The sequence below is a fragment of the Streptacidiphilus jeojiensis genome (assembly GCF_042510965.1).
In the GTDB taxonomy this organism is placed as follows: domain Bacteria; phylum Actinomycetota; class Actinomycetes; order Streptomycetales; family Streptomycetaceae; genus Streptacidiphilus; species Streptacidiphilus jeojiensis.
Genome location: NZ_JBEUKS010000014.1, coordinates 68,303 through 92,598 on the forward strand (window position 1 = coordinate 68,303; position 24,296 = coordinate 92,598).

General features: G+C 68.9%; 17 protein-coding genes and 1 pseudogene. 10 read left to right on the plus strand and 8 right to left on the minus strand.

The genetic code is table 11. The annotated features are described in order from the left end of the window. Positions 1–98: 98 nt before the first annotated feature. On the plus strand, positions 99–2,486 hold the full coding sequence (locus ABUW04_RS31775) for a beta-glucosidase family protein (RefSeq protein WP_380567936.1): 2,388 nt from the start codon (positions 99–101) through the stop codon (positions 2,484–2,486). Positions 2,487–2,571: 85 nt separating this feature from the next. On the opposite strand, the gene ABUW04_RS31780 is transcribed toward ABUW04_RS31775, so the two are convergent. Then, complete coding sequence (locus ABUW04_RS31780; RefSeq protein WP_380567937.1) at positions 2,572–4,782, minus strand: RICIN domain-containing protein; 2,211 nt, start codon at positions 4,780–4,782, stop codon at positions 2,572–2,574. A 339-nt stretch (positions 4,783–5,121) separates the two neighbouring features. On the opposite strand from ABUW04_RS31780, the gene ABUW04_RS31785 reads away from it, so the two are divergent. From ABUW04_RS31785 to ABUW04_RS31795, 3 genes are read left to right on the plus strand one after another with little or no spacing between them, the layout of a single operon-like run. Beyond that, positions 5,122–6,117, plus strand: a complete 996-nt coding sequence (locus ABUW04_RS31785; protein WP_380567938.1) for an LLM class flavin-dependent oxidoreductase — start codon at positions 5,122–5,124, stop codon at positions 6,115–6,117. Then, entirely contained in the window at positions 6,110–7,009 is a 900-nt protein-coding gene (locus tag ABUW04_RS31790; protein WP_380567939.1) for an SDR family NAD(P)-dependent oxidoreductase, read from the plus strand. Before ABUW04_RS31785 ends, ABUW04_RS31790 begins: the two co-directional genes overlap by 8 nt. Then, entirely contained in the window at positions 7,006–7,455 is a 450-nt protein-coding gene (locus ABUW04_RS31795; protein WP_380567940.1) for a nuclear transport factor 2 family protein, read from the plus strand. Before ABUW04_RS31790 ends, ABUW04_RS31795 begins: the two co-directional genes overlap by 4 nt. Before the next feature lie 60 nt (positions 7,456–7,515). On the opposite strand, the gene ABUW04_RS31800 is transcribed toward ABUW04_RS31795, so the two are convergent. The 3 genes from ABUW04_RS31800 to ABUW04_RS31810 all read right to left on the minus strand — a co-directional run bounded on the left by ABUW04_RS31800 (position 7,516) and on the right by ABUW04_RS31810 (position 11,654). Then, positions 7,516–10,083, minus strand: a complete 2,568-nt coding sequence (locus tag ABUW04_RS31800; RefSeq protein WP_380567941.1) for an ABC transporter permease — start codon at positions 10,081–10,083, stop codon at positions 7,516–7,518. Beyond that, positions 10,080–10,868 carry an ABC transporter ATP-binding protein gene (locus ABUW04_RS31805; RefSeq protein WP_030253967.1) on the minus strand — a complete coding sequence of 263 codons (789 nt, stop codon included), beginning with the start codon at positions 10,866–10,868 and terminating at the stop codon, positions 10,080–10,082. The genes ABUW04_RS31800 and ABUW04_RS31805 overlap by 4 nt, the downstream gene beginning before the upstream one ends. Positions 10,869–11,048: 180 nt before the next feature. Beyond that, positions 11,049–11,654, minus strand: coding sequence for a TetR/AcrR family transcriptional regulator (locus ABUW04_RS31810; protein WP_380567942.1), 606 nt, complete (start codon positions 11,652–11,654; stop codon positions 11,049–11,051). A 72-nt stretch (positions 11,655–11,726) separates the two neighbouring features. On the opposite strand from ABUW04_RS31810, the gene ABUW04_RS31815 reads away from it, so the two are divergent. The 3 genes and pseudogenes from ABUW04_RS31815 to ABUW04_RS31825 all read left to right on the plus strand — a co-directional run bounded on the left by ABUW04_RS31815 (position 11,727) and on the right by ABUW04_RS31825 (position 14,203). Continuing rightward, on the plus strand, positions 11,727–12,521 hold the full coding sequence (locus tag ABUW04_RS31815) for an MBL fold metallo-hydrolase (RefSeq protein ID WP_380567943.1): 795 nt from the start codon (positions 11,727–11,729) through the stop codon (positions 12,519–12,521). A gap of 118 nt (positions 12,522–12,639) precedes the next feature. After that, positions 12,640–13,137 (plus strand): annotated as a pseudogene (locus ABUW04_RS31820) (RNA polymerase sigma factor); the annotation flags it as partial. A 76-nt stretch (positions 13,138–13,213) separates the two neighbouring features. Continuing rightward, the gene (locus ABUW04_RS31825; protein WP_380567944.1) at positions 13,214–14,203 is read left to right on the plus strand and encodes a CU044_5270 family protein; all 990 of its coding nucleotides are present in this window, start codon (positions 13,214–13,216) and stop codon (positions 14,201–14,203) included. Here the strand turns inward: ABUW04_RS31825 and ABUW04_RS31830 are convergent. The 4 genes from ABUW04_RS31830 to ABUW04_RS31845 form a co-directional block, all read right to left on the minus strand. Continuing rightward, positions 14,167–15,417 carry an McrC family protein gene (locus tag ABUW04_RS31830; RefSeq protein WP_380567945.1) on the minus strand — a complete coding sequence of 417 codons (1,251 nt, stop codon included), beginning with the start codon at positions 15,415–15,417 and terminating at the stop codon, positions 14,167–14,169. The two genes, ABUW04_RS31825 and ABUW04_RS31830, sit on opposite strands and share 37 nt — an antisense overlap. Continuing rightward, the gene (locus tag ABUW04_RS31835; protein WP_380567946.1) at positions 15,414–17,642 is read right to left on the minus strand and encodes a DUF4357 domain-containing protein; all 2,229 of its coding nucleotides are present in this window, start codon (positions 17,640–17,642) and stop codon (positions 15,414–15,416) included. Before ABUW04_RS31835 ends, ABUW04_RS31830 begins: the two co-directional genes overlap by 4 nt. Positions 17,643–17,834: 192 nt before the next feature. Further along, on the minus strand, positions 17,835–18,386 hold the full coding sequence (locus tag ABUW04_RS31840; protein WP_380567947.1) for a Uma2 family endonuclease: 552 nt from the start codon (positions 18,384–18,386) through the stop codon (positions 17,835–17,837). A 940-nt stretch (positions 18,387–19,326) separates the two neighbouring features. Then, the gene (locus ABUW04_RS31845) at positions 19,327–20,715 is read right to left on the minus strand and encodes an AbiJ-related protein (RefSeq protein ID WP_380567948.1); all 1,389 of its coding nucleotides are present in this window, start codon (positions 20,713–20,715) and stop codon (positions 19,327–19,329) included. A 333-nt stretch (positions 20,716–21,048) separates the two neighbouring features. On the opposite strand from ABUW04_RS31845, the gene ABUW04_RS31850 reads away from it, so the two are divergent. From ABUW04_RS31850 to ABUW04_RS31860, 3 genes are all read left to right on the plus strand, one after another. Then, entirely contained in the window at positions 21,049–21,519 is a 471-nt protein-coding gene (locus ABUW04_RS31850; protein ID WP_380567949.1) for a hypothetical protein, read from the plus strand. A gap of 155 nt (positions 21,520–21,674) precedes the next feature. Next, positions 21,675–23,438: a hypothetical protein gene (locus ABUW04_RS31855; protein WP_380567950.1), complete on the plus strand. Its 1,764-nt coding sequence runs from the start codon at positions 21,675–21,677 to the stop codon at positions 23,436–23,438. Positions 23,439–23,551: 113 nt separating this feature from the next. Next, positions 23,552–24,271, plus strand: a complete 720-nt coding sequence (locus tag ABUW04_RS31860) for a hypothetical protein (RefSeq protein WP_380567951.1) — start codon at positions 23,552–23,554, stop codon at positions 24,269–24,271. Positions 24,272–24,296 lie beyond the last annotated feature (25 nt).

The window sequence follows — 24,296 nt, forward strand, 5'->3', positions numbered from 1 at the left end:
GGGGCCGGGGAGTCCCCCCGGCCCTCAGCGCGCAACGCCCTTGCCTGCCCCGCACCCTGCTCGCTCTCCCCTTCTTGCCCGCGCGGGCCGCCTTTGGCATGCGCAGAAACGGACCTGTCTTGACGATCAGCGATGAGCGCCCCACGACCGGGCCCTGGAACGACCCCGCCCTTCCGGCACCCGTCCGCGCCAAGGCCCTGCTCGACTCCATGACCATCTCCGAGAAGGCCCGCCAGCTCGGCAGCTCCTGGCCGGGGCACGACGACGGCGGCGACGTCGCCCCGATGCAGGAGACCTTCCGGGACGCCGAGTCCTTCGAGGAGGCCGTCGTCGACGGCCTCGGGCAGCTGACCCGGGTCTTCGGCACCGGGCCGGTCAGCCCCGAGGCCGGCCGCGAGCGCCTGGCCGGGCTGCAGGCCCAGGTGGTGGCCGCCAACCGGTTCGGCATCCCGGCCGTCGCCCACGAGGAGTGCCTGACCGGGTTCACCACCTGGCAGGCCACCGTCTACCCGACCGCGCTGGCCTGGGCCGCCACCTGGAACCCCGAGCTGGTCCGGGCGATGGCCGCGGCCATCGGCTCGGACATGGCCGCCGTCGGCATCCACCAGGGCCTGTCCCCGGTCCTGGACGTGGTGCGCGACTACCGCTGGGGACGGGTCGAGGAGACCCTCGGCGAGGACCCCTACCTGGTCTCCGAGCTGGGCCTGGCCTACGTCCAGGGGCTGCAGTCGGCCGGGGTGGTCGCCACGCTGAAGCACTTCGCCGGCTACTCCACCTCCAGGGCCGCCCGCAACCACGCGCCGGCCGCCCTCGGCCCGCGGGAGTTCGCCGACGTCATCCTGCCGCCCTTCGAGAAGTCGGTGGTGCACGGCCGGGTCGGCTCGGTGATGAACGCCTACAACGACGTCGACGGCGTCCCCTGCGCCGCCAACGAGCGGCTGCTCACCGGTCTGCTCCGGGACACCTGGGGCTTCACCGGGACGGTGGTGTCCGACTACTGGTCGATCGCCTTCCTCGCCTCGATGCACCACATGGCCGACGGCATACCCGACGCGGCGCACCTCGCGCTGGCGGCGGGCCTGGACGTGGAGCTGCCGCACACCTCCGGCTACGGCGACCCGCTGCGGGCGATGGTGGAGGACGGCCGCGTCCCGGTCGAGCTCCTGGACCGGGCCGTGCTGCGGGTGCTGACCCAGAAGGCCGAGCTGGGCCTGCTCGACCCCGACTGGCACCCAGGGCAGTACACCGCGCCCGCGGACTTCGACTCGCCGGGCAACCGGGACATCGCCCGCCGGATGGCGGAGGAGTCCGTGGTGCTGCTCGCCAACGACTCGGGCCTGCTGCCGCTGGGCGGCTCCCCCGCTGACGCCCAGGCCGACGCCCCGGCCGGCCCGCGGTCCATCGCGGTGGTCGGGCCCGCCGCCGACGACGCCCAGTGCCTGTTCGGCTGCTACTCCTTCCCCAACCACGTGCTGCCGCACCACCCCGAGCTCCCCCTCGGCGTCGAGGCGCCGACCGTGCTGGACGCGGTCCGGGGCGAGTTCCCGCAGGCGACGGTGGAGCATGTGGCCGGCTGCGGGATCACCGGCGACGACCGCAGCGGCATCGAGGCCGCGGTGGCCGCGGCGACGGCCGCGGACCTGACCCTGCTGGTCGTGGGCGACCGCTCGGGCCTGTTCGGCCACGGGACCTCGGGCGAGGGCTGCGACGTCTCCACGCTGCAACTGCCGGGTGTGCAGGACGAGTTGGTGCAGGCCGTGCTGGCCGCCGGCGCCGACCGGACCGTCCTGGTGGTGGTCTCCGGCCGCCCGTACGCGGTCGGCCGCCACGCCGCCGCGGCGGGCGCCACCGTGCAGGCCTTCTTCCCGGGTCAGGAGGGCGCCGCGGCGATCGCCGGCGTGCTCTCCGGACGGGTCAACCCGTCCGGGCACCTGCCGGTGCAGATCCCCGGCGATCGGGCCGGGCAGCCCGGCACCTACCTGGCCGCCGCGCTGGCGCTGAAGAGCGACGGCGTGAGCAACATCGACCCGACCCCGGCCTTCCCCTTCGGGCACGGGCTGTCCTACACCGGCTTCGCCATCGCCGACGTCCGGGCCTCCGGGAGCACGATGGCCGTCGACGGCTCGGTGACGGTCAGCGCCACGGTGACCAACACCGGCGACCGGGCCGGCACCGCGGTGCCGCAGCTCTACCTCACCGACCTGGTCGCCACGGTGACCCGCCCGGTCCGGCAGCTGATCGGGTTCACCCGGGTCGACCTGGAGCCGGGCCGGAGCCGGACCGTGCAGTTCGAGGTCCACGCCGACCTGACCAGCTTCACCGGCCAGGACCTGCGGCGCCGGGTCGAGCCCGGCCGGATCCTGCTGCGCCTCGGGCAGTCGGCCGCCGACCCCGGCACAAGCCTGCTGGTCACCCTGGAGGGCGAGACCCGGATCGTCGACCACACCCGGGCCATGAGCGCCCCGGTGACGGTGGATCAGGACTGACGCCCGATCAGGACCGATGTCCCGCGAAGAAGCCCCAGGTCGGATATCCGACCTGGGGCTTCTTCGTGCTGTGCTCTTCTACCGACTACCCACGGCTCCAGATCTGGTTGGTGCTGCCGAGCGGCGTCCACAGCTCCACCGGCGAGCCGTTGGCCGTCGCCGCACCGGTGACATCGATCGCCAGCCCGTTGGAGCGGTTGACGATGGATCCGTTCAGCGTGGTCGACCACTGCTGGCTGGTCTTGCCGTTGCAGGTCCAGAGGATGACCTTGGTGCCCGCGGTGGTGCCGTCACCGTTGGCGGCCAGGCACGAGCCGGAGACCCGGAGCTCGCCGGCGGCGGTCGGGGTGATCTCCTGGTTGGCGTTGCCGGAGCAGTCGTAGATCTGCACCTGCACGCCCAGCGCACCGTTCGGCACGTCGAGGCAGCGGCCGGAGGCACTGCCGACCAGGGTGTCGGCCACCCCGGTCGTCGTGGCGTCCGCGACCACCTGCCACTCCTGCGAGTAGCCCGCGGCCGCGCTGCTGGAGGTGTCGATCAGCGTGCCCAGGGTGACCGCGCCGCCCGCGGTCGCGCCCGTCATATACATGGAGGTGTTGAGCACCGACTGGATCTTGTAGTACCCGTCGCTCTGGGCCACCATGTTCCACTGCTTGTCGGTGGCCCCGTCGTCGACCCACTGGGCCAACTGCTGCCCGGCCGTCGCGGTGCCGGTCCAGATCGCGACGGCGCGGCCGCCCGCCTTGTTGAGCAGGGTGACGCTGCTGCCCTTGGCGGTCAGGTGCCAGCGCTGCGAGGCGTCGGTGGAGTCCGCGGCCCGCGTGATCAGGTCGGCGACGTTCCCGGTGAGGCTGGCGTCCTGGGTCTTCCCGGCGGTGGGGCTGAGAACCTGCCCGGTCAGCCGGTTCACCAGGGTGTCGTAGGTGCCGTCGGAGTGGCCGAGGTCCACCTCGGCGTAGTGCACCGGTCCGACGCTGCCGCCGCTCCAGGCGGCCTGGAGGATGAGGATCCGTCCGGTCCCCTGGACGTACTGGAGGTCGCGGCTGTAGCCGGCCGCCATCGGCGTCTTGTACTCCTTCCAGGTCCCGGTGCTCGCCCCGGACTCGTTCACCCAGACGTCGCCGCTGCCGGCCGCGTTGTAGACGATCCGTCCGTCCGGCATCGCCTCCAGCACCGGACTGCCGCCGGTGGCCAGGGTGTTGCCGCCCGAGGGCACCGGCAGCGCGGTGATCGCGGCGTCGGTGGCCGAGAAGAACTTCAGCGGGTCACTGGAGATCCGGTAGCGGACGTTGGTGCCGCCGCCCCAGTACTCGTAGGTGAGCAGCCACTTGCCGTCGGTGGTGGGGACGATCGTCTCCATGCCCGGACGGCCGCCGCCGATCTCGGTCTTGGTGCTGCTCATGGTCACGGTGCTGCCCGGTACGTCGACCACCGGCGAGCTCCAGGCGTCGGCGCTGACGCCGTCCCAGGTCCGGTGCATCAGCACCTGGCCGCCCGAGTCGGTGGCGGTGGCGTTGTCCGGGTCGATCGTCAGCGCCCCGGTGGTGGCGTTGTAGCCGGTGTAGTCGTCCTCGTCGGAGTAGTAGGCGATCAACTGGCCGTTGTGGGCCATCAGGTAGGGCTCCCAGACCGCGTCGGCCTGGGCGTAGGTGTTGGCGGTGGAGACCCGGCCGAGGTCACCGGCGCTGCCGCCCTGCCAGCCGCCGGCAGCGATGATGTTGACGATGTTCCAGGTCACGCCGTTGTCGGTGCTGTCGTACAGCGCGAGTGCGACGTTCTGCCGGTCGCCGTCGCCGGACGGGGTCCAGGCGGAGTTGGCGGCCTTCTGCTCCTCGTAGTACTGGTCGTCACCCGAGACGATGCTGGCCAGCATCAGCGTGCCGGCGCTCAGCGAGCCGACCGCCTGCGGCAGCACATAGAGATACGGGTTGGTCCAGTTGCTGGTGTAGGCCGCGTACTTGGAGTCGCTGGAGAGGTAGGCGGGAGCCTTGACGTCGGACAGCTTGGTCCAGGTGGTGCCGTCGTCGTCGCTCGCGTTGATGGGGATCGTCTGCCCCACCGGGGCGGTCTCGCTGTCCTCGAACGCCGAAACCAGTCGGCCGTCCGGCAGCTGCGCCGACTTCGGGTAGAGCACACAGGGACTCTTGTTGCAGGCAGCGGAATTGGTCGCCACATACAGGTTGGACGAGACCGGCTGATAGGCCGACGCACTCGTCGCCGAGGCGATGGCGAATACCACGCCGATGCAGAAGGCGGTCGCCGCTGCGACCGCCTTCCGTATCAAATTCTGTACCATTGCGGTTCCTCTGGACGTACGCCTGGCAGCCGTCGGAGCAGGGAAGAACCACTCCGCGGCTGGGTGGGGGAAATCATTCCGGCCCCTCGCCGCCACCATCGGGTGGAAGGCCGCGCGAATTGCGCTCATTGCGGCGAAGAACCGGTTGGGGACAGTATTGGCGCGCGACGCCGACATGTCACCGGCGCGCATCCGAAAGGCTTTCGAAATCCTGCCGTCACCGGGTGTTGACGGAGCGGCAACACCCGGAAGCGGCTGGGGACGGGGGTCCGCGGCGCGGCCGGAACCGATGAGAACCTTCCTCTCGATTTCGAGAACCAGACTGGCTAGCATCGCTGCATGAAGTTCGCGCTGCGCTTCGACTTCCGCAACCCCGACCTGTCCGGCACCACCATGGCCGACCGCTATGCGGCCGCCGTCGACATGGCCGCCTGGGCCGACCACCTCGGCTGCACCAGGATCACGGTCTCCGAGCACCACGGCTCGCCGGACGGGTACCTGCCCAGCCCGATCCCGATGCTGGCGGCGATGGCCGCCCGCACCACCGACGTCCGCTTCCTCATCGCCGCGCTGATCGTTCCGTTCCACGACCCGCTGCGGCTGGCCGAGGACCTGATCGTGCTGGACAACCTCAGCCGGGGGCGGGTCGACCTGATCGCCGCCGGCGGTTACGTACGCGAGGAGTTCGCCCTGTTCGACGTCCCGATGGGCGAGCGGGCCGCACGCGTCACCGAGGCGGTGCGCACCCTGAAGGCGGCCTTCACCGGCGAGCCGTTCGACTACCGGGGCCGCACAGTGCGACTGACGCCGGCGCCGTACCGGCCGGGTGGACCGGGCGTCCTGCTGGGCGGCAGCAGCGAGCCGGCTGCTCGGCGGGCCGCCCGCATCGCGGACGGGTTCGTCCCCTCGGTGCCGGAGGTGTGGGAGTTCTACCGGGACGAGGTCCAACGGCTCGGCCGGCCCGACCCCGGCCCCAGTCCGGTCGGCGAGAACCGCGTGGTGGCGCTCGCCGAGGACCCGGAGAAGGGCTGGGAGCAGATGGCGCGATTCTTCCTGCACGAGACCAACGCCTACGGCGCCTGGCAGGCCCAGGACGGCGTCGCCGGCCCCTACCGCACCGTCGCCGACGCCGAGGCGCTGCGGGCCACCGGCCGGTACCGGGTGCTGACGCCGGAACAGTTCGTGACGGAGCAGCAGGCGTCGGGGTCCCCGTTCGTGCAGTTCCACCCGCTGTGCGGGGGGATGCCGATCGAGTCGGCCTGGTCGAGCCTGCGGCTGTTCGAACGCGAGGTGCTGCCGGCGTTCGCCGCTGACCGAGGAGGACCCCATGTCTGAGGAACACATGACGGATCGTGATCGCGCGCCGGACACCGCCTTCGCCGAGCGCTACGGCCCGTGGGCGCTGGTGGCCGGCGCCTCGGAGGGGGTCGGTGCCGCCTATGCCCGGGCGATGGCCGAACGCGGCGTCCATGTGGTGCTGCTGGCCCGGCGCCAGGCCGTGCTCGACGAGACCGCCGCGGCCATCCGCGCGGACACCGGCGTGCAGACCCGGACCGTCGCCGTCGACCTCTCCCGTGACGGGGCGATGGAGACGATCGTGGCGGCCACCGCCGGGCTCGACATCGGCACGGTGATGTACTGCGCCGGCGCCGACCCCGACTTCCGGCCCTTCCTGGCCGGCCCGGTGGACACCGCGCTGGCCATGGTGCAGCGCAACTGCCTGGTGCCGCTGCAGGTCTGCCACCACTTCGCCGCGCCGATGCAGGCCCGGGGCAGCGGCGCCGTCGTGCTGGTCTCCTCGGCGGCCGGGCTCTACGGCTCCGCCAACATGGTGGCCTACGGCGCCTCCAAGGCCTTTGACACCGTGATGGCCGAGGCGCTCTGGGCGGAGCTGCACGGCGACGGCGTGGACGTCCTGGCCCTGGTGCTGGGGGCCACCGACACCCCCGCGCTGCGTCGGCTGCTGGCCGCCCGGGGCAGCCTCGGCGCCCCGGACGACGCCGCCCTGCCCCCTGTCCCGATCCCCGGCGCGATGACCCCGGAGGAGGTGGTGGCCGAGGCGATCGCCAACCTGTCCAACGGCCCGACCTGGTTCGCCGGCAGCCGTCTTCGGGACAGCGCCCGGCAGTTGGGGGCGCTCACCCGCAGCGACGCGGTCAGGGCGATGCTGCGGCACAGCAGCGGTGGGGTGATGGCCGAGGGTTCCCAGCGGGAGGCCGCCCGATGACCGTCCACTCCACCGACCGGGAGCTGCGCCAGGACGTGGCCGAGCTGCTGGTGCGCTACGCCACCGGCGTCGACCGGCGCGACTGGGAGCTGTTCCGCAGCTGCTTCACCGACGACTGCCGGGCCGACTACGGCGACATCGGCACCTGGAGCGACGCCGACTCCTTCACCGCCTGGATGGACCGGGCGCACCGACGGGCCGGCCCCTCGCTGCACCGGGTCACCAACCAGACCGTCACCCGGTCCGGCGACGACGGGACCACCGCCACCGCCCGCTGCTACCTCGACGCCGTCGTCATGACCGCCGACGCCCGGGCCGCCGTGCAGACCGTCGGCTACTGCGACGACGACCTGGTGCGCACCGACGACGGCTGGCGGATCGCCCGCCGCCGCTACACCAGGCTGCTCTCACGGACGGAGCACGGCGCGGACGGTCCCGTGGGGTGACCGTCCGCGCCGTGCCGGAGCCGTGCTCCCGTCGCGTTGCCGCTGGTCCTCGCGTTGCCGCTAGTCCGTCGCGATGGCCTTCAGCACGTTCATCCGCCCGGCCCGGAAGGCCGGGAAGAGCGCGGCCAGCAGGCCCACCACAGCTGAGCCGAGGAAGACGATGCCGATGGTGGTCCACGGGATGCTGAGCACCCCCAGCCCGGCCAGGGCCAGCAGCTTCTGCGCCGCGATGCCCCAGCCCATGCCCAGGGCGACCCCCAGCACCGCGCCGAACAGGGCGATGACCACCGACTCCAGCCGGACCATCCGGCGCAGCTGGCGCCGGGAGAGCCCGATGGCGCGCATCAGCCCGATCTCCCGGGTGCGTTCGACGACCGACAGGGCGAGGGTGTTCACCACGCCGAGGACGGCGACCACGATGGCGAGCGCCAGCAGGGCGTAGATCATGTTCAGCAGCTGGTCCAACTGCTGCTTGATCATGGCCTTGTAGTCGGCCTGGTCGCGGACCTTGACCTGCGGGTAGTCGGCGGTGGCCGCCTTCAGCGCCGCTGCCGCCTGGCTCTGCTGGCCGGGGGCCGCGGCGGCGAACATCATGTCGTTCAGCGGGAACTCGGCGGCCGGGAGGTACTTCTTCGCGTCGGCGATGTTCATGTACATCGCGCCCTTGTCGAAGACGGTGTCGTCGGAGGTGATCGCCCTGACCGTGAGCTGCGCCGTGCTGCCGCTGGTGAAGGCGACCTTGAGCCGGTCGCCGAGGACGACCTTGTGGGTCTTGGCCCAGCCCTCGGGCACCGACATGGCGCCGGCGGCGTAGGCGTCGATCAGCCGTCCCTGCACAGTCTTGGCCTGCAGGTCGTCGGTGTAGGACGGGGTGGCCGCGGCGATCTGCGTCTTGTCCCTGCTGCCGTCGGGGGCGACGACCGTGGCCGCGACGTCGGTGCGGTCGGTGACATGGGCCAGGTGTCCGGCCGCGTGGATCGCCTGGGCAGCGGCCGGGCTGATCGGGTTGCCGTTGCCCGACTGGATGATGAAGTCGGCGCCGACGGACTTGTCCATCTGGTTGGTCGCCGAGGCGACCATGGAGTTGCCGACCACCGACAGGCTGGCGACCAGCGCCAGACCCACCATCAGCGCGGCGGCGGTGGCACCGGTGCGGCGCGGATTGCGCAGCGCGTTGCGCTCGGCGAGACGGCCCACCGGACCGAACATCCGCAGCGTGACCGCGCCCAGGATCCGCACCACCAGCCCGGCCAGCAGCGGGCCGACGACCACGAAGCCGACCAGCGTCAGCAGCACACCGACGGCGAGCAGCCCGGAGCCGGCCGAGGTGGTGGAGGAGGACGCGGCCATCGCGAGCGCGGTACCGCCGGCGGCGGTGAGCAGCACACCGAAGGCGGCGCGGACCCGTCCCGCGCGGGCGTCGGCGGGAGTGCCGGCGTCGCGCATGGCGGCCATCGGCGAGATCGCGCCGGCCCGGTGGGCGGGCAGCATGGCGGACACCACGGTCACCACCACACCGACGGTCAGACCGATCAGCGGGGTGGCCGCCTTGATGGTCAGGTCGGCGGTGTTCAGGTGCATCCCCAGCGCGCCCATCAGCTTGATCAGGCCGACGGCGAGGCCGATGCCCGCGCCGATCCCGGCCAGCGAGCCGACGACTCCGAGCAGCACCGCCTCCACCAGCACCGAGCGGTTGACCTGCCGGCGGCTGGAACCGATGGCCCGCATCAGCCCGATCTCCCGGGTGCGCTGGGCGACCAGCATGGAGAAGGTGTTGACGATCAGGAAGACGCCCACCAGTACGGCGATGCCGGCGAAGCCCAGCAGCACGTACTTCATGGGGTTGAGGAAGGAGCCGATGTCCTGCTGGTTCTGGGCCGTCAGTTCGGCGGCGGTCTGCACCTGGTAGCCGTGCCCGCCGAGCGCGGCGACGACCTGCGCTTTGAGCCGGTCGTTGCTGACGCCGGGGGCGGCGTCCAGGGCGAAGTCGGTGTAGGCGGTGCGGGAGCCGAGCAGCACCTGCTGGGCGGTGGGGGTGTCGAGGTAGACGACGGCCGCGCCCGGGTTGGTGGTCCTGAAGGTGGCGATGCCGGTGATGGTCACCTTGGTGTCGCCGGGTCCGGCGATCACCCGCAGGGTGTCGCCGATGGCCAGGTGGTGCTTGGCCGCGGTGTCGGCGTCCAGTACCGCGTCGCCGGGGGCCTGCGGGGTGTGGCCGGAGGTGATGTCGACGGCCTTGGTCTGGGTCGGGTTCCAGTTTCCGACGATGGTCGGCGCGCCGGTGCTGGAGCCGATGTCCTGGTTGCGGCTGTCGGCGACGGTGGCCTGCTGGCTGCTGACCTCGGGCACGACCCGGGCCACGCCGGACACCTTGGCCAACTGGGCCTGCAGGGAGGCGGGGAGCGTGTCCGGGGTCCCGGTCTGCTGGGCGTTGTCGACCTTCGGCGGGCTGACCGTGACGTCGGACGAGGTGGTCGCGAAGAGCTTGTCGAAGGTCGCGTTCATGGTGTCGGTGAACACCAGCGTCCCGCAGACGAAGGCCACCGACAGCAGCACGGCCACCGCGGAGAGGGCCATCCGGCCCTTGTGGGCGAGGAAGTTGCGCAGGGAGGTCCGCAGCACGGTCATGACGTCCTGCCCCGGGAGTCGAAGGACTTCATCCGCTCCAGCACGGCGTCGGCCGTCGGTGTGTGCATCTCGTCGACGATCCGGCCGTCGGCGAGGTAGAGGACCCGGTCGGCGTAGGAGGCGGCCACCGGGTCATGGGTCACCATGACGATGGTCTGGCCGAGTTGGTCCACCGAGTGGCGCAGGAAGCCGAGGATCTCGGCGCCGGCCCGGGAGTCCAGATTCCCGGTCGGCTCGTCCCCGAAGATGATCTCGGGGCGGGCGGCCAGCGCCCGGGCCACGGCGACCCGCTGCTGCTGGCCGCCGGACAGCTGCGACGGGCGGTGCTTGAGCCGTCCGGCCAGCCCCACCGTCTCCACGACCAGGTCCAGCCACACCCGGTCGGGGGTGCGGCCGGCGATGTCCATCGGCAGGGTGATGTTCTCCAGCGCGGTCAGCGTCGGCAGCAGGTTGAACGCCTGGAAGATGAAGCCGATGTTGTCCCGGCGCAGCCGGGTCAGCCGCTTGTCCCTGAGCCTGGTGATCTCGGTCCCGCCGACCCAGATCTTGCCGCTGGAGGCGGTGTCGAGACCGGCCAGGCAGTGCATCAGCGTGGACTTGCCGGATCCCGACGGACCCATGATCGCGGTGAACTGCCCGCGGGGAATGTCGACGTCCACCGCGTCGAGCGCGACCACCCGGGTCTCGCCGCTGCCGTACGCCTTGGTCAGTCCCCGGGCACGGGCAGCGTACGACGAGTGCGCTGTGCTGCCCTCAGCCTGGTGACTCGATACGGACGTGGTCACTGGAGTTCTCCTGAATGCTCGACACGGGCGTGCGTCCTTGTGTCTCAAGCCTCCTGGAGCGGGCATGGCGCAACCATGGGGCACGTCACCGGGTCTGGGGTGGGGGTAACCCCACCCCACCCGGCTGCGCGGCGCGGCGCGGCCTGGCACGGCGCGGCACGGCACGGGACAGCCTGGCGGCTACGGGCGGACGACGGCGTGCATCAGACCCCGTGCGCGCTCCGCCGCCGTGTCGTCGTCCAGCAGCTGGATCTCCTGGTTGGCGGCCATGGCGATGCCGATCAGCCCCGACACCAGGCCGTCGGCGTCGACCCCGGTGCCGACCCCGGCGCCGATGTCCCCCGCGGCCTGCGCGACGACGATCTGCTCGCGCAGGAAGGCCCGCCAGCGGACCACCGTCCTGCGCAGGTAGCTGCGCAGCTCACCCGGCCGACCGTCCAGCTCGCAGGAGGCCGCCGTGACGAAGCAGCCGTTGGGGAACGGGCTGTCGGCGAGGTAGTCGCACCACCTGTCGATCACGGCGTTCAGTCGGGCGGCGCCGGGATCGGCCCCGAGGCCCGGCGTCACCACGGCCTCCACGAACATTTCCACCGCCCTTGTCAGCGCGGCGAGTTGAAGCTCCGCCCGGGAGCCGAACGGCCCCACCACTCCGGCCTTGCTCATGCCGAGCGCCTCGGCGAGCGAGCCGATGGTCAGGCCCGAGAGCCCGCTGCTCGATGCCTGCATCACGGCCGTGCTGACGATGCGGTCGCGGGTACGGCGGGCCTCGTCGACGGATTTCCTCATGCCCGCAGCTTACCGAACGACCGTGTGCTAATTTTTGCCGAACGAGCGTACGCCAAAGTGGAGGGGGTCCCGATGCGGGTCCGATGGCTGGGCTGGGCCGGAGTGGAACTCGAAGCACAGGGCGAGAGTCTGGTCATCGACCTGCTCGGCCGCCCCGAGGGAGTCCTGGAGGGCACCCCGCTCTCGGCTCCGCTGCCCAGGGTCACCCCACCGAGCACCGAAGGGGACGTGCTCGCCGGGCTCTGCACCCATCTGCACCGGGACCACACCGACGCCGGCGCACTCGCCCGGGCCCTGCGCCCCGGCGGCCAGGTGCTGCACCCCCATTCCTTCGGCGACGACGCCCACGAGAACCTCTGGCTACTCAAGGCCGACGGCGAACTCACCGAACGGAACCTGCCCAGACGGCCGATGGCGCTGTGGGAGACCACCAGGATCGGACCCTTCACGATCGCAGCCGTCCCCGCCGTCGACGCCCTCGGAGACCCCCAGGTCTCCTGGGCCGTCGAGGCCGGCGGAAAGCGCGTGATCCACCTGGGCGACAGCATGTTCCACGGCTACTGGTGGCGAGCCGCCCACCGGTACGGCCCCTTCGACGCGGTACTGACCCCGATCAACGGCCCGACCCTCTGCTTCCCGCACTGCCAACCGCCGAGCCCCTACCCCGGAGCCCTCGACCCCGAACACGCGGCAGTGGCCGCACGCCTGCTGGGCGCCAAGGTCGCACTACCCATCCACTACGACGGCTTCCACATCGACGGCGTCTACACCACCGAGCCGGAGGAACTCTCCCGCTTCCTCGACGCCGCCTCCACCGAGACGTACAAGGTCCTCACCCCGAAACAGGGCGAAGCCCTGACGCTCTGACAGCGGCCGGACCGACGCCCCTCCGGCCGCAGCTCTCGACGTCCTCCTCCCGAACGCTCCTCGCCGCCCGCAGGTAGTAGAGGGTGAGGTCGCGCAAGCGACGGAGAGAGGGGGGCCTGTGGAGCCCGATGACGACCTGTTGTCCAGATCGGCGCATGAACCCGAGGCATTCGAACCGCTGGTGACCAGACACTCGGCCAAACTGCACGCCTATCTCGCACGTCGGGCACCGGCTGCGGCGGACGATCTGCTGGCCGAGGTCTGGATGCGGGCGTTCGCCCGCCGCGGGACTTTCGAGGCGGGCCGGGGCACTGCGCGGATGTGGCTGTTCGCCATCGCCAGGAACGTCGTGGCCACGCACTGGCAGGCCGTGGCCAGGGGGCGGGTCGCCTGCACGGGAGAGGACGTGGTCAGCGATCCCTGGCAGGCCGTGGACCAGCGGCTGGACGCCTGGGCCGTGAGTGCGAGGCTGCGCCGAGGCATCGCCGAACTACCGGACATGGAGCGGGAGTTGCTACTTCTGGTGATCTGGGAGCAGCTGAGCCCGTCCGAGGCCGCGCAGGTCGTCGGCATACCAGCGGGTACCGCGCGCTCACGCCTGTACCGGGCCCGTGGTCGCCTGCGGGAGCTGTTCGAGGAGCCGGCCCGGCCTGCGGTGCCGTTGAAGGCTGGAACACAAGGGGAGAGCTGGCATGAACGGGCAGGAATTGATGAACGTTCCGGGAATGGCGGAGGTTGCCGCAGCCGGAGAGGTGGCGCCGCTGAGACCGGAACTGCTCGCCTCGCTGCAGGCCGCCGCCGCCGACGCCGTACGTGGGGCGCAGGCACAGGCATCGGTCGACCGACTCGCAGCCGCGAGGACACGACGCGGCAAACGGCGTCTGGTCCTGCCCGCGGCCGCAGCGGCGGCGATCACCGCGGGTCTTCTGGCCTCAGTCCTGGTCGATGGCCCGCAGGCCGGGAGGACGAGCGCTGTCCCCACCCCGGTCAGGGCCACTCAGAGCATCGGGGATGCGGCCGACGCCGCCGTTTTCCTGGACGGCGTCGCCCAGGTCCAGGGCGCCGAGCCGCCGTCCGCGGCACCGTACTGGAGAATGGTGGTCGCCCAGACCCATGCGGGCGCCGCCCCCGTGACCTACACCGAGTGGCTGGGCCGTGCCGGTGCCTACTTCATCGTCAATGGCTCGGAGCACCGGAAGCAGTTCACCGCGACCTGGGGCGTCGGACCGTCCTCCGTCGACTGGGAGGGCCTCGACCGGCTGCCCACCGACACAGACGCGCTGCGGAAACTTCTGGCGGCGGACGGCTCGGGCCGGGCCTTCGGACAGATAGCCCTGCTGCTGGGTGAGTCGCCCGCCGAACCGGCGCTGCGTGCCGCGCTCTACCGGGTCCTGGCCCAGCTGCCCCGGGTGCAGTTGGAGGGCCCGGCGAAGGACAGCGTCGGCCGTACCGGGACCGCGGTCGCGTTCCCGACCGGCGATGTGACGGAGCGCCTGGTGATCGACCCGAAGACCGGACTGCTGCTGGAGCGGATGGAGATCGCCCGCACAGCCGGTGCGGCCGACCCCGCCTGCCGTATCTCCCCGGGGAACCCCGGGCACTGCAGACCGGCCCTTCACGTCGGCGAGGTCATCGACAGCAACACCTATCTGCAGGTGGGGCCGGCAACATCGCTGAAGTGACCGGGACTTTCGGGCGAGCCGCCTTCGGGAATCCGTCGTGCGATCTCGTTGATCTCGGCCAGAAGCAGCTGCGGCTGCTGGTCCAGGTCGAGGGTGTGCTGGTGGATGCGGATGCCGGCGTTGCGCACGTCGTGGGCCCCATGTTCGGCGTTGCCCTTGGCATACACGAGGTGGCCCTCGCGCAGGCCGAGGGCGGTGCAGTAGGCGAGCAGCTGGTAGAGGTCGGCGTCGGGGAAGCCCTCGGGCTTCTCGGCCTTGTACTTCGCGTCGACGACGGCCAGTGGATGCCGGGTGCCGTCGAACCAGACCAGGTCGGGCTTCATGCGGACGGCTCGGCCGTCGTCCAGGTGGATGCCGTGTGCCTGCAGTTCGACGGAGCCGCCGACGGGGAGGGCTTCGCGCAGCGCGACGCAGACGAAGTCCTCGAAGACACGGTTCATGTCGAACAGGAAGCCCTCGATGCGGACCGCGCCCGCCGGATGCTCCACGGAACTGCCGCGCAGGATCAACTCGGCCAACCCCAGGGCTGGCTGGTAGCGGACGTTGAGGCGGGAGGGGCGCCACCCGGGCAGTCGGTCGCCGCGTACGGGGGCGGTGATGTCGATGAGACTCGCCCGGTGACGCAGCAGTCTGCGCCGCACGGGTTCCGGTACGCCGTCCAGTCGGAGCAGGCGCTCGGCCGCCGCTTTGAGGAGCTGGTTCTCGGCGATGTCGGTGGTGAACTCGTCGAAGGCGATCTCGACCGGAAGGCTTGAGCCGAATCGGCGCCGGATCTGCTCCGCTTCCCGGATGCGGCCCCGCAGGACCAGCGCGGTCTCCTCGGCCCTTCGGTAGCCCTGCAGCAGCCCCTGCCGCAGGGCACGCTCGGTCTGCCGTTCGAAGGAGTGCGCGAGGGCGGGCAGCAGCTCGTGGTGCGCTGCCGCGTCCGTGGGGTCGTCGCGCCACCCCTTGGGGTTGAGCGCGTAGCCGAGCAGGAAGAAGAGCCGGGCGATCGGCACCTTGGGGATGATGCGTAGTCGCACCGGGTCGTACCCGCGGACGGAGACCGTCACGGAACCCACCTTCGAGGACGCCTTCAACCGCCACAGGTCGGGCATGAAGGGGTCAGGGACCGCTTCCACGATCCGTGAGGCGGCAAGCGCCTGCCCGACGGCAGGTGCGAGCGGCCACTGGGTGGGCTGCGCGTGTTCGCGCAGTTCGATGTCGAGACTCATGCGTCGGGGCGGGACTGCCTGAGGGAGCGGCGCAGGGTGTCGAGGCCGTAGTTCGGTTCGACGCCGAAGTCCTCCCCGTAGTGGTGTTCTTCGAGCAGCGGCAGGATCTTGGTCCGCCAGGTGCGGCTGAGGCTGTCCTGATCGCGGTAGACACCCTTCTTCATCAGGTAGGAGGGGCCGATCTTGAAGTCCGGGTCGCTGATCCTGGAGTTCAGCTCGTCCAGGAGATCGGCGGGCTCGCTGTCCTGGTCGTGGGCGGCGAGCCAGCGGCGCAGTAGCCCGCTGGTCGGCTCCGTCTTCGGGGAGAGCTCGACGAAGGCGAACCGGCGGCGCATGGCGGAGTCCACCAGGGCGATGGACCGGTCGGCGGTGTTCATGGTTCCGATGACGAAGAGATTTGGGGGCAGCGAGAAGTCCCTGGACGAGTACGTCAGACGCACCGACCGGTCCCGGTATTCGAGGAGGAAGTAGAGCTCCCCGAAGACCTTCGCCAGGTTGGCCCGGTTGAGTTCGTCGATGACCAGGAAGAAGGGCAGGTGCCGGTTCTCCGGCTTCCTGGCGCGGTCGGCGAGCTCGCGCAGCGGCCCCGGGGTGAGCCGGAAGGCGACCTCGCGGGTCTGCGGGTCCTCACGCGGGCGGAAGCCCTCGAAGAAGTCCTCGTAGGAGTAGGCCGGATGGAACTGAACCAGTTTCACCTGCTCCGGCCCCCCGCCCAGGAACTCGGCCAGCGCCAGTGCGAGGAAGGTCTTCCCGGTACCGGGCGGGCCGTAGAAGACAATCTGGCGCTCGTCCTCCAAGAGGTTGCGCACCTCCTGGAGCCATGCCACATCGTGGACGAGGAGCCGGTCACGCAGCTCCACGTCCGCATCGGGAAGCCGCAGCTCCCGGCGGACCGGCGTCGTGGGCACCTCGACCAGCGGGTCCTGCTCCAGCTCTTCGAGCATCGATTCGTTGAGCTCGTCGCGGCTGAGGTCGCCGCCCAGGGAGGCAAGCTCCTCGATCGCCGCCGTGAGCTCGACGAGATCGTCCTGCGTCGACAGCAGCTGGCGCAGGGCCTCGGGAAGCAGCTCGGAGCCATAGCCCGTCGGTTCCCAGGACACCTGCCGCCGCAGGCCGGAGCTCTGATCGGCAGTGGTCGGAAGGCGCAGTGGCGGCCCGGTGATCTCGCCGACGAACAGCCTGCCGGCGCTGAGGGTGCAGACCATGTCACCCTGCTGCATCCGGGTGAGGAACGCGAAGAACTGCTCCATGAGCCTGTCCTGCTCGCTGTAGCCGACGATGGCCTCGAAGTCCACTGCGACGATGTGCCGCAGCGCCTCCCGAGTTGCCCCCGCCGCAACGCCGTCCCGGCGCAGCCTGACCGCCGACATGGAGACAAGCCCTTCGGACAGCCACAGTCCCTGGACCAGATCACTGCCGTCCGCCTTCGGCGCGCGCACCAGCCAGGCGCGCCGTTCGGCGGAGGTGCGGCTCGTCTGCCAGACCTTCCATAGGCGGTCCGCCTCGGCACTGTAGGCGTCCGGATCGTCCCGGAAGCGTTCCAGTGTCTCCTTCCCGGCCGGGGTGAGGCTCCAGATCCCGTTGTTCTTGTTCATCCACCCGTACTTGACCGGACCGCTGGTCTTGAAGCCGAGGCTCACCTGATAGCGCGAGCGACCGTCCGCGGTTCCGCTGGTCCGTTCATACGACGTCGGCGGCAACCGCTCCTGCAGGGCGTCGCCCGCTTCCTTGTAGTGCAGGCCCTCAGGATGCTCGGACAACAGCTCGAACAGACCAAGGACGAGTTGGCTGGTGCGACGCAGAGTGGTGCTCTCGTCCGAACCGTTCGAGGCGATGAAGTCCCCGACCGGCCGACCGTCCGCGGTCTTCCAGTCGGTGCGCCCGTTGGCACTCAGCCCCAGGCACACCGCCGCCGCACCGGAGGGCGAGTTGCACTCGATGTCCCGCGCCGCCTCCAGGTACCCCGGCCACCGCTCGGACGGCATCAGGGTCCCATCCGCGATCCTGGCCTCACGCAGCCGGTGGGCCGAGGCCACGTGCTCCGCGAAGCTAGGCACCGCCTCGGCACGCACCGGAGAGCCGGCGAGCACCAGGAACTTCGGACTGCCGTTGGTGCCCATCTCCGCCAGCAGCCGCCCCCGCGCGTAGGGGCCGTCCGCGAGCAGCCGGAGCCGGAACTCGGGCACGGCTTCGGCGTCGCTTGGTGCGATGGACTCGTTCGTCATGAACTGGCGGGCCTTCCGGACGACGGCTGCTGGGGACCCTGGGTCGGGGCCCCTCACATCATCGCCTGCGACGGACGCACTCGCCCCAACGGGGCCGCTCCGCCGTCCAGTTCAGCAACTCCGCGCGAGAGCGCGAGAACGCAGCTGATAGCCCGTCCGGCCTACGAAAGTCCCTCGCGGCAGCCTTCGTCGTCAGCGAACCCAATCCTTCAACGGTTCGGTGTCCAGAGTGATCCCGACCGGACCGGGCAGTTCGACGGTCTTCCCGAACGGACGTCGCGTGAGCGTTGTGTACGCGCCGTCCTCGGGCTCGCTGTACACCAGGGACTCGCCGGAATCCCGGTCGATCAGCAGGTACACCGGGATGCCGGTCTCCGCATAGGCGCGCGGCTTCTCATCCCGGTCGCGCCTGTCGGTGTCGGTGTCGTAGGACGTCACCTCGACCACCATCTGCACCCGGTCAGCGTTCGCCCACTCCCCCTGCCCGGCAAAGCTTCCCTTGGGTGCCAGTGCCCCGTCAGGTTTCGCATGGCCTTTTCGACAGGTCTCGACCTTCAGACCACGTTCCGGATAGAGCCACAGGTCCGGACGCTGTTGCATACAGTGTTCCATCACCCAGCGGACGATCTCATCATGATCCCCGTCCGGCACGGCCTTGACCCCCAGCTTCCCGTGGACGAACTCCAGCCGAACGCCCTCACGCTCAGCGGCAGCGGCAATGCGTTCGAACTCCTCCGCCAGCATCTGCGGCCGATCCTCTGTGACAGTCACCGCACACCTCCGCTCTCCGCGCACGCCCTGGACACACCGCACAGTCAGTCTAGGGATTCCACCGCCAACAGGACGGAGCGACGACGGACCGACAGCCACGAAAGCCCCGGTCGGAGTGGTCCGACCGGGGCTTTGGGGTGAGCCGCCTTCGGGATTCGAACCCGAGACCTACGCATTACGAGGACGGAGCGCCCGTGCCCCTGACCTGCGAAAACGTGGCCCCTATGCGGCTGACCAGCGAAAATGCTTCTCAGCGCTTCTCGCTGGTACTCATCATTGCTCATCGCCATGTGTACTGAATCTGTACCGGCGGCGCAAGCCCCTAGCTAGTAGGCGCCCGCAAGCGGGAGGCACGCGCCTCGGGAACCCAAGGCTCACACCTCTCCCCCGCCAGCACCAGATTCTCCCACCGCCTTGCGCCCAGGGCGAGCGGGTTCGGCACCCCGCAAGCGAGAGATTCACCCTCCAAGATCATCACGGAGCGTGATCGGAGCCGACCACCTGAACCCGCTGTTCGCACGGACGCAGGATCGGCAAGGGGCGGCGACATCGGGGAGCATCCGGCCACCGCACCGTGCGCCCAGACTTCAAAGCGCTACCAAGTCCTTGGTCGCCTTGCAGAGGTCACGAGGGGTGGCAGACTTGTATATACCGCACATTTGCTCCCCGTGATCCTGCTGGAAGGCGTCGCTCACGTGGCCTCCCCTCCGCACCGTGCGGGCGCTGGGACTAGGAGGAGCAATCAATGGAAGTGTTCGCCACGATTGTGGGGATTCTGTATCTCATCGGGATCATCAACAGGGCCACGGTGGATCTGGAGATCAGGCTTGTCCTGAGGCGGCGCAAGCCGTAGTCCACCTGGTGCGTTGACGAGCCAGCGGCTGCCGGGCGGCCCGGAGACGCGTTGCCCGGCTCATCCCTGCCCGAGTGGCCGGCTGCTCGGGCTTCCTGCGTCGTAGTGGTCGAAAAGCTGAGCGAAGAACTGGGTCACGACCTGGGCGAGCTTGCGCGGGTGCAGTTCTGTGTAGGACAGGCGGTACACGTCGTAGCCGCGGAGCTTGAGTTCGCGGTCCCCACGTACGGTGTCCGCGTATGCCTGGTCGGTCGCGTAGTGGCGCGGTCCGTCGATCTCGATGACGATCCGATGGCCATGCGGCATGAGTAGCAGGTAGTCCATGCGGTGGTTCAGCAGGGCGTGTACGCCGCGCTGCTTGACGGTCTGATGGTCCCAGTGGAGCCATACCTCGGGCAGCAGAGCGGGGTGGTTCTGCCCTTGAGGTTCGAAGATCGCTTGGAAGCTGCGGTACACCTGCCGCTGCGGAGACCTTTCGTCGGTAGGCATTGATGCCAGCAGGCGACGATGAAGTGCCTGTGCAGCCGTCTTCTCGTCCTTCGCCCCTGTGATCTCTGACCACCAGACGAGGAGATCCTTCCAACGCAGACCGTCTCTGCCCACGATCCGGTCGTAGACAAGCAGCTTGTCCGAGCCCTGGAGGACTTCGACGTCGTTGTCCACCACGCTGACGAGCCGGATGTCCGGCTTCTCCATTGATGCGAAGATCAAGGTTTTGGGCCGGCGCCCCGCATTCGGGCCCGTGCTGACGAGGTGAAAGTAGGGGTATCCATCCTTTTCGCCCACTTGATCCAGGCGGCCTCCGGCCCCGGTGAGTACGCCGTTGACGGCCTCCACGACCCTCAACTGTGCAGCTTCGTCGGGGAGTGAAGACGGATCGACCAACGCAGCCAGGAAGCGTTCGAAGCGCGCTGGCGGAGCATCGAAAGCCCCAAGGTCATCGAAGAGGTCCCGGGTGGACCAGTCGCGGTTGTCGAAGACCCACTGCTGCAAGCGGCCCCTGCGGCTGTTCACCGACCGGCTGACCCAGCCTTCCATGGGGTCGTCATCCAGTACCCAGAACTGATTCAGCAGCCGTTCGAAGCGATCTCGATGGCGGGCGAGGTCGTAGAGGTTGATTGCGTCGGCTACGTCGCGCCGGATCTTGGCTGTTATGCCCACCACTGGCTCGGTGGACCAGACGGCGTCCTCCAGCGCGAAGAGCTCTGCCAGCCCAACTTCTCCGAGACCAGCTCGGAGTAAGTTGCGGGCAACTGCGAGGAGCTGATCATCCCGGATAGCGGCCAAGCAGGCGGCCAGACGCTGGATCTTGTTAACTCCTTGGACCTCTGGCGGCATGGGAAGGCCAAGCGAAGGGGCCAGCGCCGTCAGTTTGTTGTGGCTGAGCGAGTCCAGGCACATGACTGCTGCGCCAACGGCCTGACGGGGATGCGCTGATGCGGTCGCCATCAGTCCAGCCTTGCAGAGCTGGCAGCGTGCCGAGGCTGAATGCGGCTATCCCCTACGGGGGAAGTGTCTGGTCCGGGCTCCGGTAGAGCCCGGCCCTTGCACTGTGGCACGGGGCGCGTCAAGCGGCCGTAAGCAGTGGTTGGACGAGAAAGGCAGCAGTCGGGCGCCCTACCTGCTGCCCTGGTGATTCACCATGATCTTCGCCCCACCGTGGAAGTACCCGGTTGGGACCATAGCTTCCCGGATACTGCTGATCGAGCGTCCGCACTTGTGGTTTTCTAGCTCAAGGGCGGGTGGCTGCTTGCGTTCCCGCTGAGTCGAAAGGTGCTCGCGGTGATCGAGGTTGCAGTCGGTTGTCTGGTTGCCTGGACATGGAGGAAGGCGCGGAAGGTCGGTGGGCGGGCAGACGAGGAGGTCGACTTCGCTCTGGAAGCGGCAGCGGACCGCGTGCATGCCGTCATCGCACGCAAGCTCAACGGCAACTCCGAACTTGAGCGTCTCAGCGAGGAAGCAGAAGCCGGGCAGGAAGAGCCGAGCGTAGTGACCGTCCGCCGCGTTAACGAGGCCGTCACCGCCGCTGTCCACAGCGATCCATCCTTCGCTGAAGAACTGGAGCAGGCCATCGCTCGGCTGGACGAAGCCAAACAGCAGGCCGGGTCTGCTGCCGCCGGGGCCTACGGACTCGCCGTCGCCGGCAACAGCACTGTGAGCGCCGGAGACAACAGCTTCGCTGCCGGGGTGGCCAACATCCAAGGCGGAGTCCACTTCGGCAGCCCTTCCAAGCCCGGCCAGGAGACTCGCTAACCCAGGCCGGGCAATCCATCCCCAACATCGGGCTGCTAGCGACCGCTGTACAGATTGACAAGTTCTTCGCGGCTGGGGCCGCCGCGCCAACGCCCCATCTGCACACCCCTTCGGCGCACCCAGGAGACCGAGCCAAGGCAACTCGCATCACCGATGTGCTTCCGCCTCAAGCAAGTTGGCTCAGGACGCTGCGCACTCAGGGCCTCTTCGTCGTCAGCGGTCATATCAACAGGCTCTACCTCGAAGCAGCCGACGCCCTGGACACTGACCAGATCTGGTTTGTCGACCCAGAGCTACACAAAGCCGAGATAGCTTGCCGGGAAAGTGCTCTACAGCTCCGCCGCTCGATGCTTCTTCTGTTGGTAGTCGACAGAATCGAGAACACGAAGGAGGAGCACCCATCGCCATCGCAAATCCAGGATGCTGCAACCTTGGTGATCCGCGAGCCCCTTCGCGGAGGGGAAGAGGAAAAACGACTCTACGATCTACGCGACGCCTTCTTCGATGCCTACGATCGGCTGATTCGCCTCCTCAACGAGTCTCGCCTTCTCCCAGGTCAGGCAGCCGCTCCAGAGCGCGACAAGCAAGACGGGTTTGGCTCGGCGAGCCGCTCATCCGACGACGGCCACGGCATCCGCTCAGAGCCGACACTGAGATGGCAGCCCCGAAGATCGTCATTCGACAATCCACCTCACCGCCCTCATTTCATGGTCGGGGGTGGGGAGCCCAGCCAGCAACACGCTTTCACCGAGCTCTTCAATGCACTAACGCCGTCTGTCTTGGGCCTGCCGTGTAGCGACGTGCAGCCGAGTGGGGCTGTCTTCGTCCAGCACTTCGAGCGCTCATGGTCGACCGACCCGATGGTGATCTGCGCCAGGCCAAACGGGGCTGCCGTCGCGATGCCGGGCTCTGTTCTAGGCGCGCTCCAGACGGCTGGCGGGGGAACGCACGAGGGCAACGGAGTCTCATTGATAGGACTGCCTTCCGCTGCAACTTGCTCAAACCTCAAGGACCGCATCGTCGTGGAGGAGAGCGACTGCATCCAGTTGGACGGAGGTACTTGGGGAGCGGGCCAGTTGAGTCGCGCCAGTTCCCGTCAACCTTGGCGCTGGGATCCTGCACCGGCGATGGACTTCAATCAGACACGCAACGCCGAAAACTGGACAGTTGCACCCGCTCCTGACCTCCGTATCCGGGTCCTGGCAACGTTCCCCTTCGCCGATTCTAATCACTTTGTGATCTCTCCAGAACGTCGGCAGGAACTGATTGAAAAGCTCTCTTTCAGTCATATCGCGCAAGCGCTGACCATACTGTCTCAACGGCGGGGCGCAGACCTGCCTGCCCGAACCTGGACTAGGGGTTCGAACGGTAATGATCTAAATAGCGCCAACTATGTCTGCCAGGTTTCCATGCCCGACAGCCCACCCGCCCTGAGCGCCGAAGTTATGATTACGGCCCGGCATTCGACCGTCATCACTTGTGCCGAGGTAAGACTTGAAGACGCGGGGACATGGAGTAAAGCTCTTCACAGATCCTCCAAGCGCCATCAGTTCACTCGCCTCACCCTCGAAGAGATCAAAGAAGTCCTCTTCAGCGCGTGGACGACAGCCGCGGAAACTCTTCCAGCAGCAGTACTTACCAGCCAGTCCACACCGCCTTGGGCAGCCGTGCCCACCGTCGAACTACGTATCAAGGCTGAGAAGGATCACTCTGGGGCGCCGCCCAGCCTGAACTTGTCAGAACTGCTCGACCTCACACCCCTAGGCACAACCGACCGCCATCAGCTCAACGTGTTCGCTATCACCATCAATACTTCGCCGAGCATGAACGATGCTTCCCGGCGTGCACTCCTAGAACAGGCACTGGACCACATGCGTCAGGGATACGGATTCATTGACCCCCACGTCGCTTGGTACTGATCGCAGCACAACCGTTGCACGATTCCCGCCCTCCCGTTGATGTAGCCAGCTGATCGCGCCGTAGGTCCGCCGCCTCTGCAGCCCAGGACAATTACGAAGACTCGGAGGGTTCCATGGCCAAAGAGCGTCGGTACTACTCCAGCGCGACCATAGTCGCGCTGATGACGCTGGCACGCGGGGGATGCTACTGGCCCGGCTGCGGTGAGCCGACTGTACGGTTCGTCAACGGGGTACCGATGACCAACTTCCAGATCGCCCACATTCGGGCGTTCAGCCCCGGCGGCCCCCGCTACGATGCGAATCTCCCAGCAAGTGAGCGGGAAGGCTTCTCCAACCTCTTACTGCTGTGCATCCCGCACCACACGCTGGTGGATGGGCAGCGCACGGCCGCACGATACCCGCTTGAATTACTGCGGAGGTGGAAGTCAGACCGCGAAGCGGACGGGGTAGAGGCTCTAGCGGGGCTACGAGATCTCACCGAGTCACGTCTCGCAGAGATGATCGCAACAGCCCAAGGAGAACTTCTGGACCGGGTCCGGCCGGCCTTGGATGAGTTCGGCAAGTCAGCCCCGGAGCTGGCCAACCTGCTGAAACTGGTACTTGACGAGCTCGCAGACCCACGCGTCCACGGCTTCGGTGTATCGCTCAATGCGATCGAGGAGCTCACCGGCGCCGCATACCAACTTCGGGGACTGGAAGATCACGCAGGGACGCTGATGAAGGCTGCGACCACGATGGGAAACCTGACGGAGGGGGCCGTAGCCCTGCGCGAAGCTGCCATCGACATTCGTGCAGCCGCACGCGCCCTGCAACAGGCCAAGGGACAGTCATAGGCGACGATAGCCAGCAGCTCGGGGG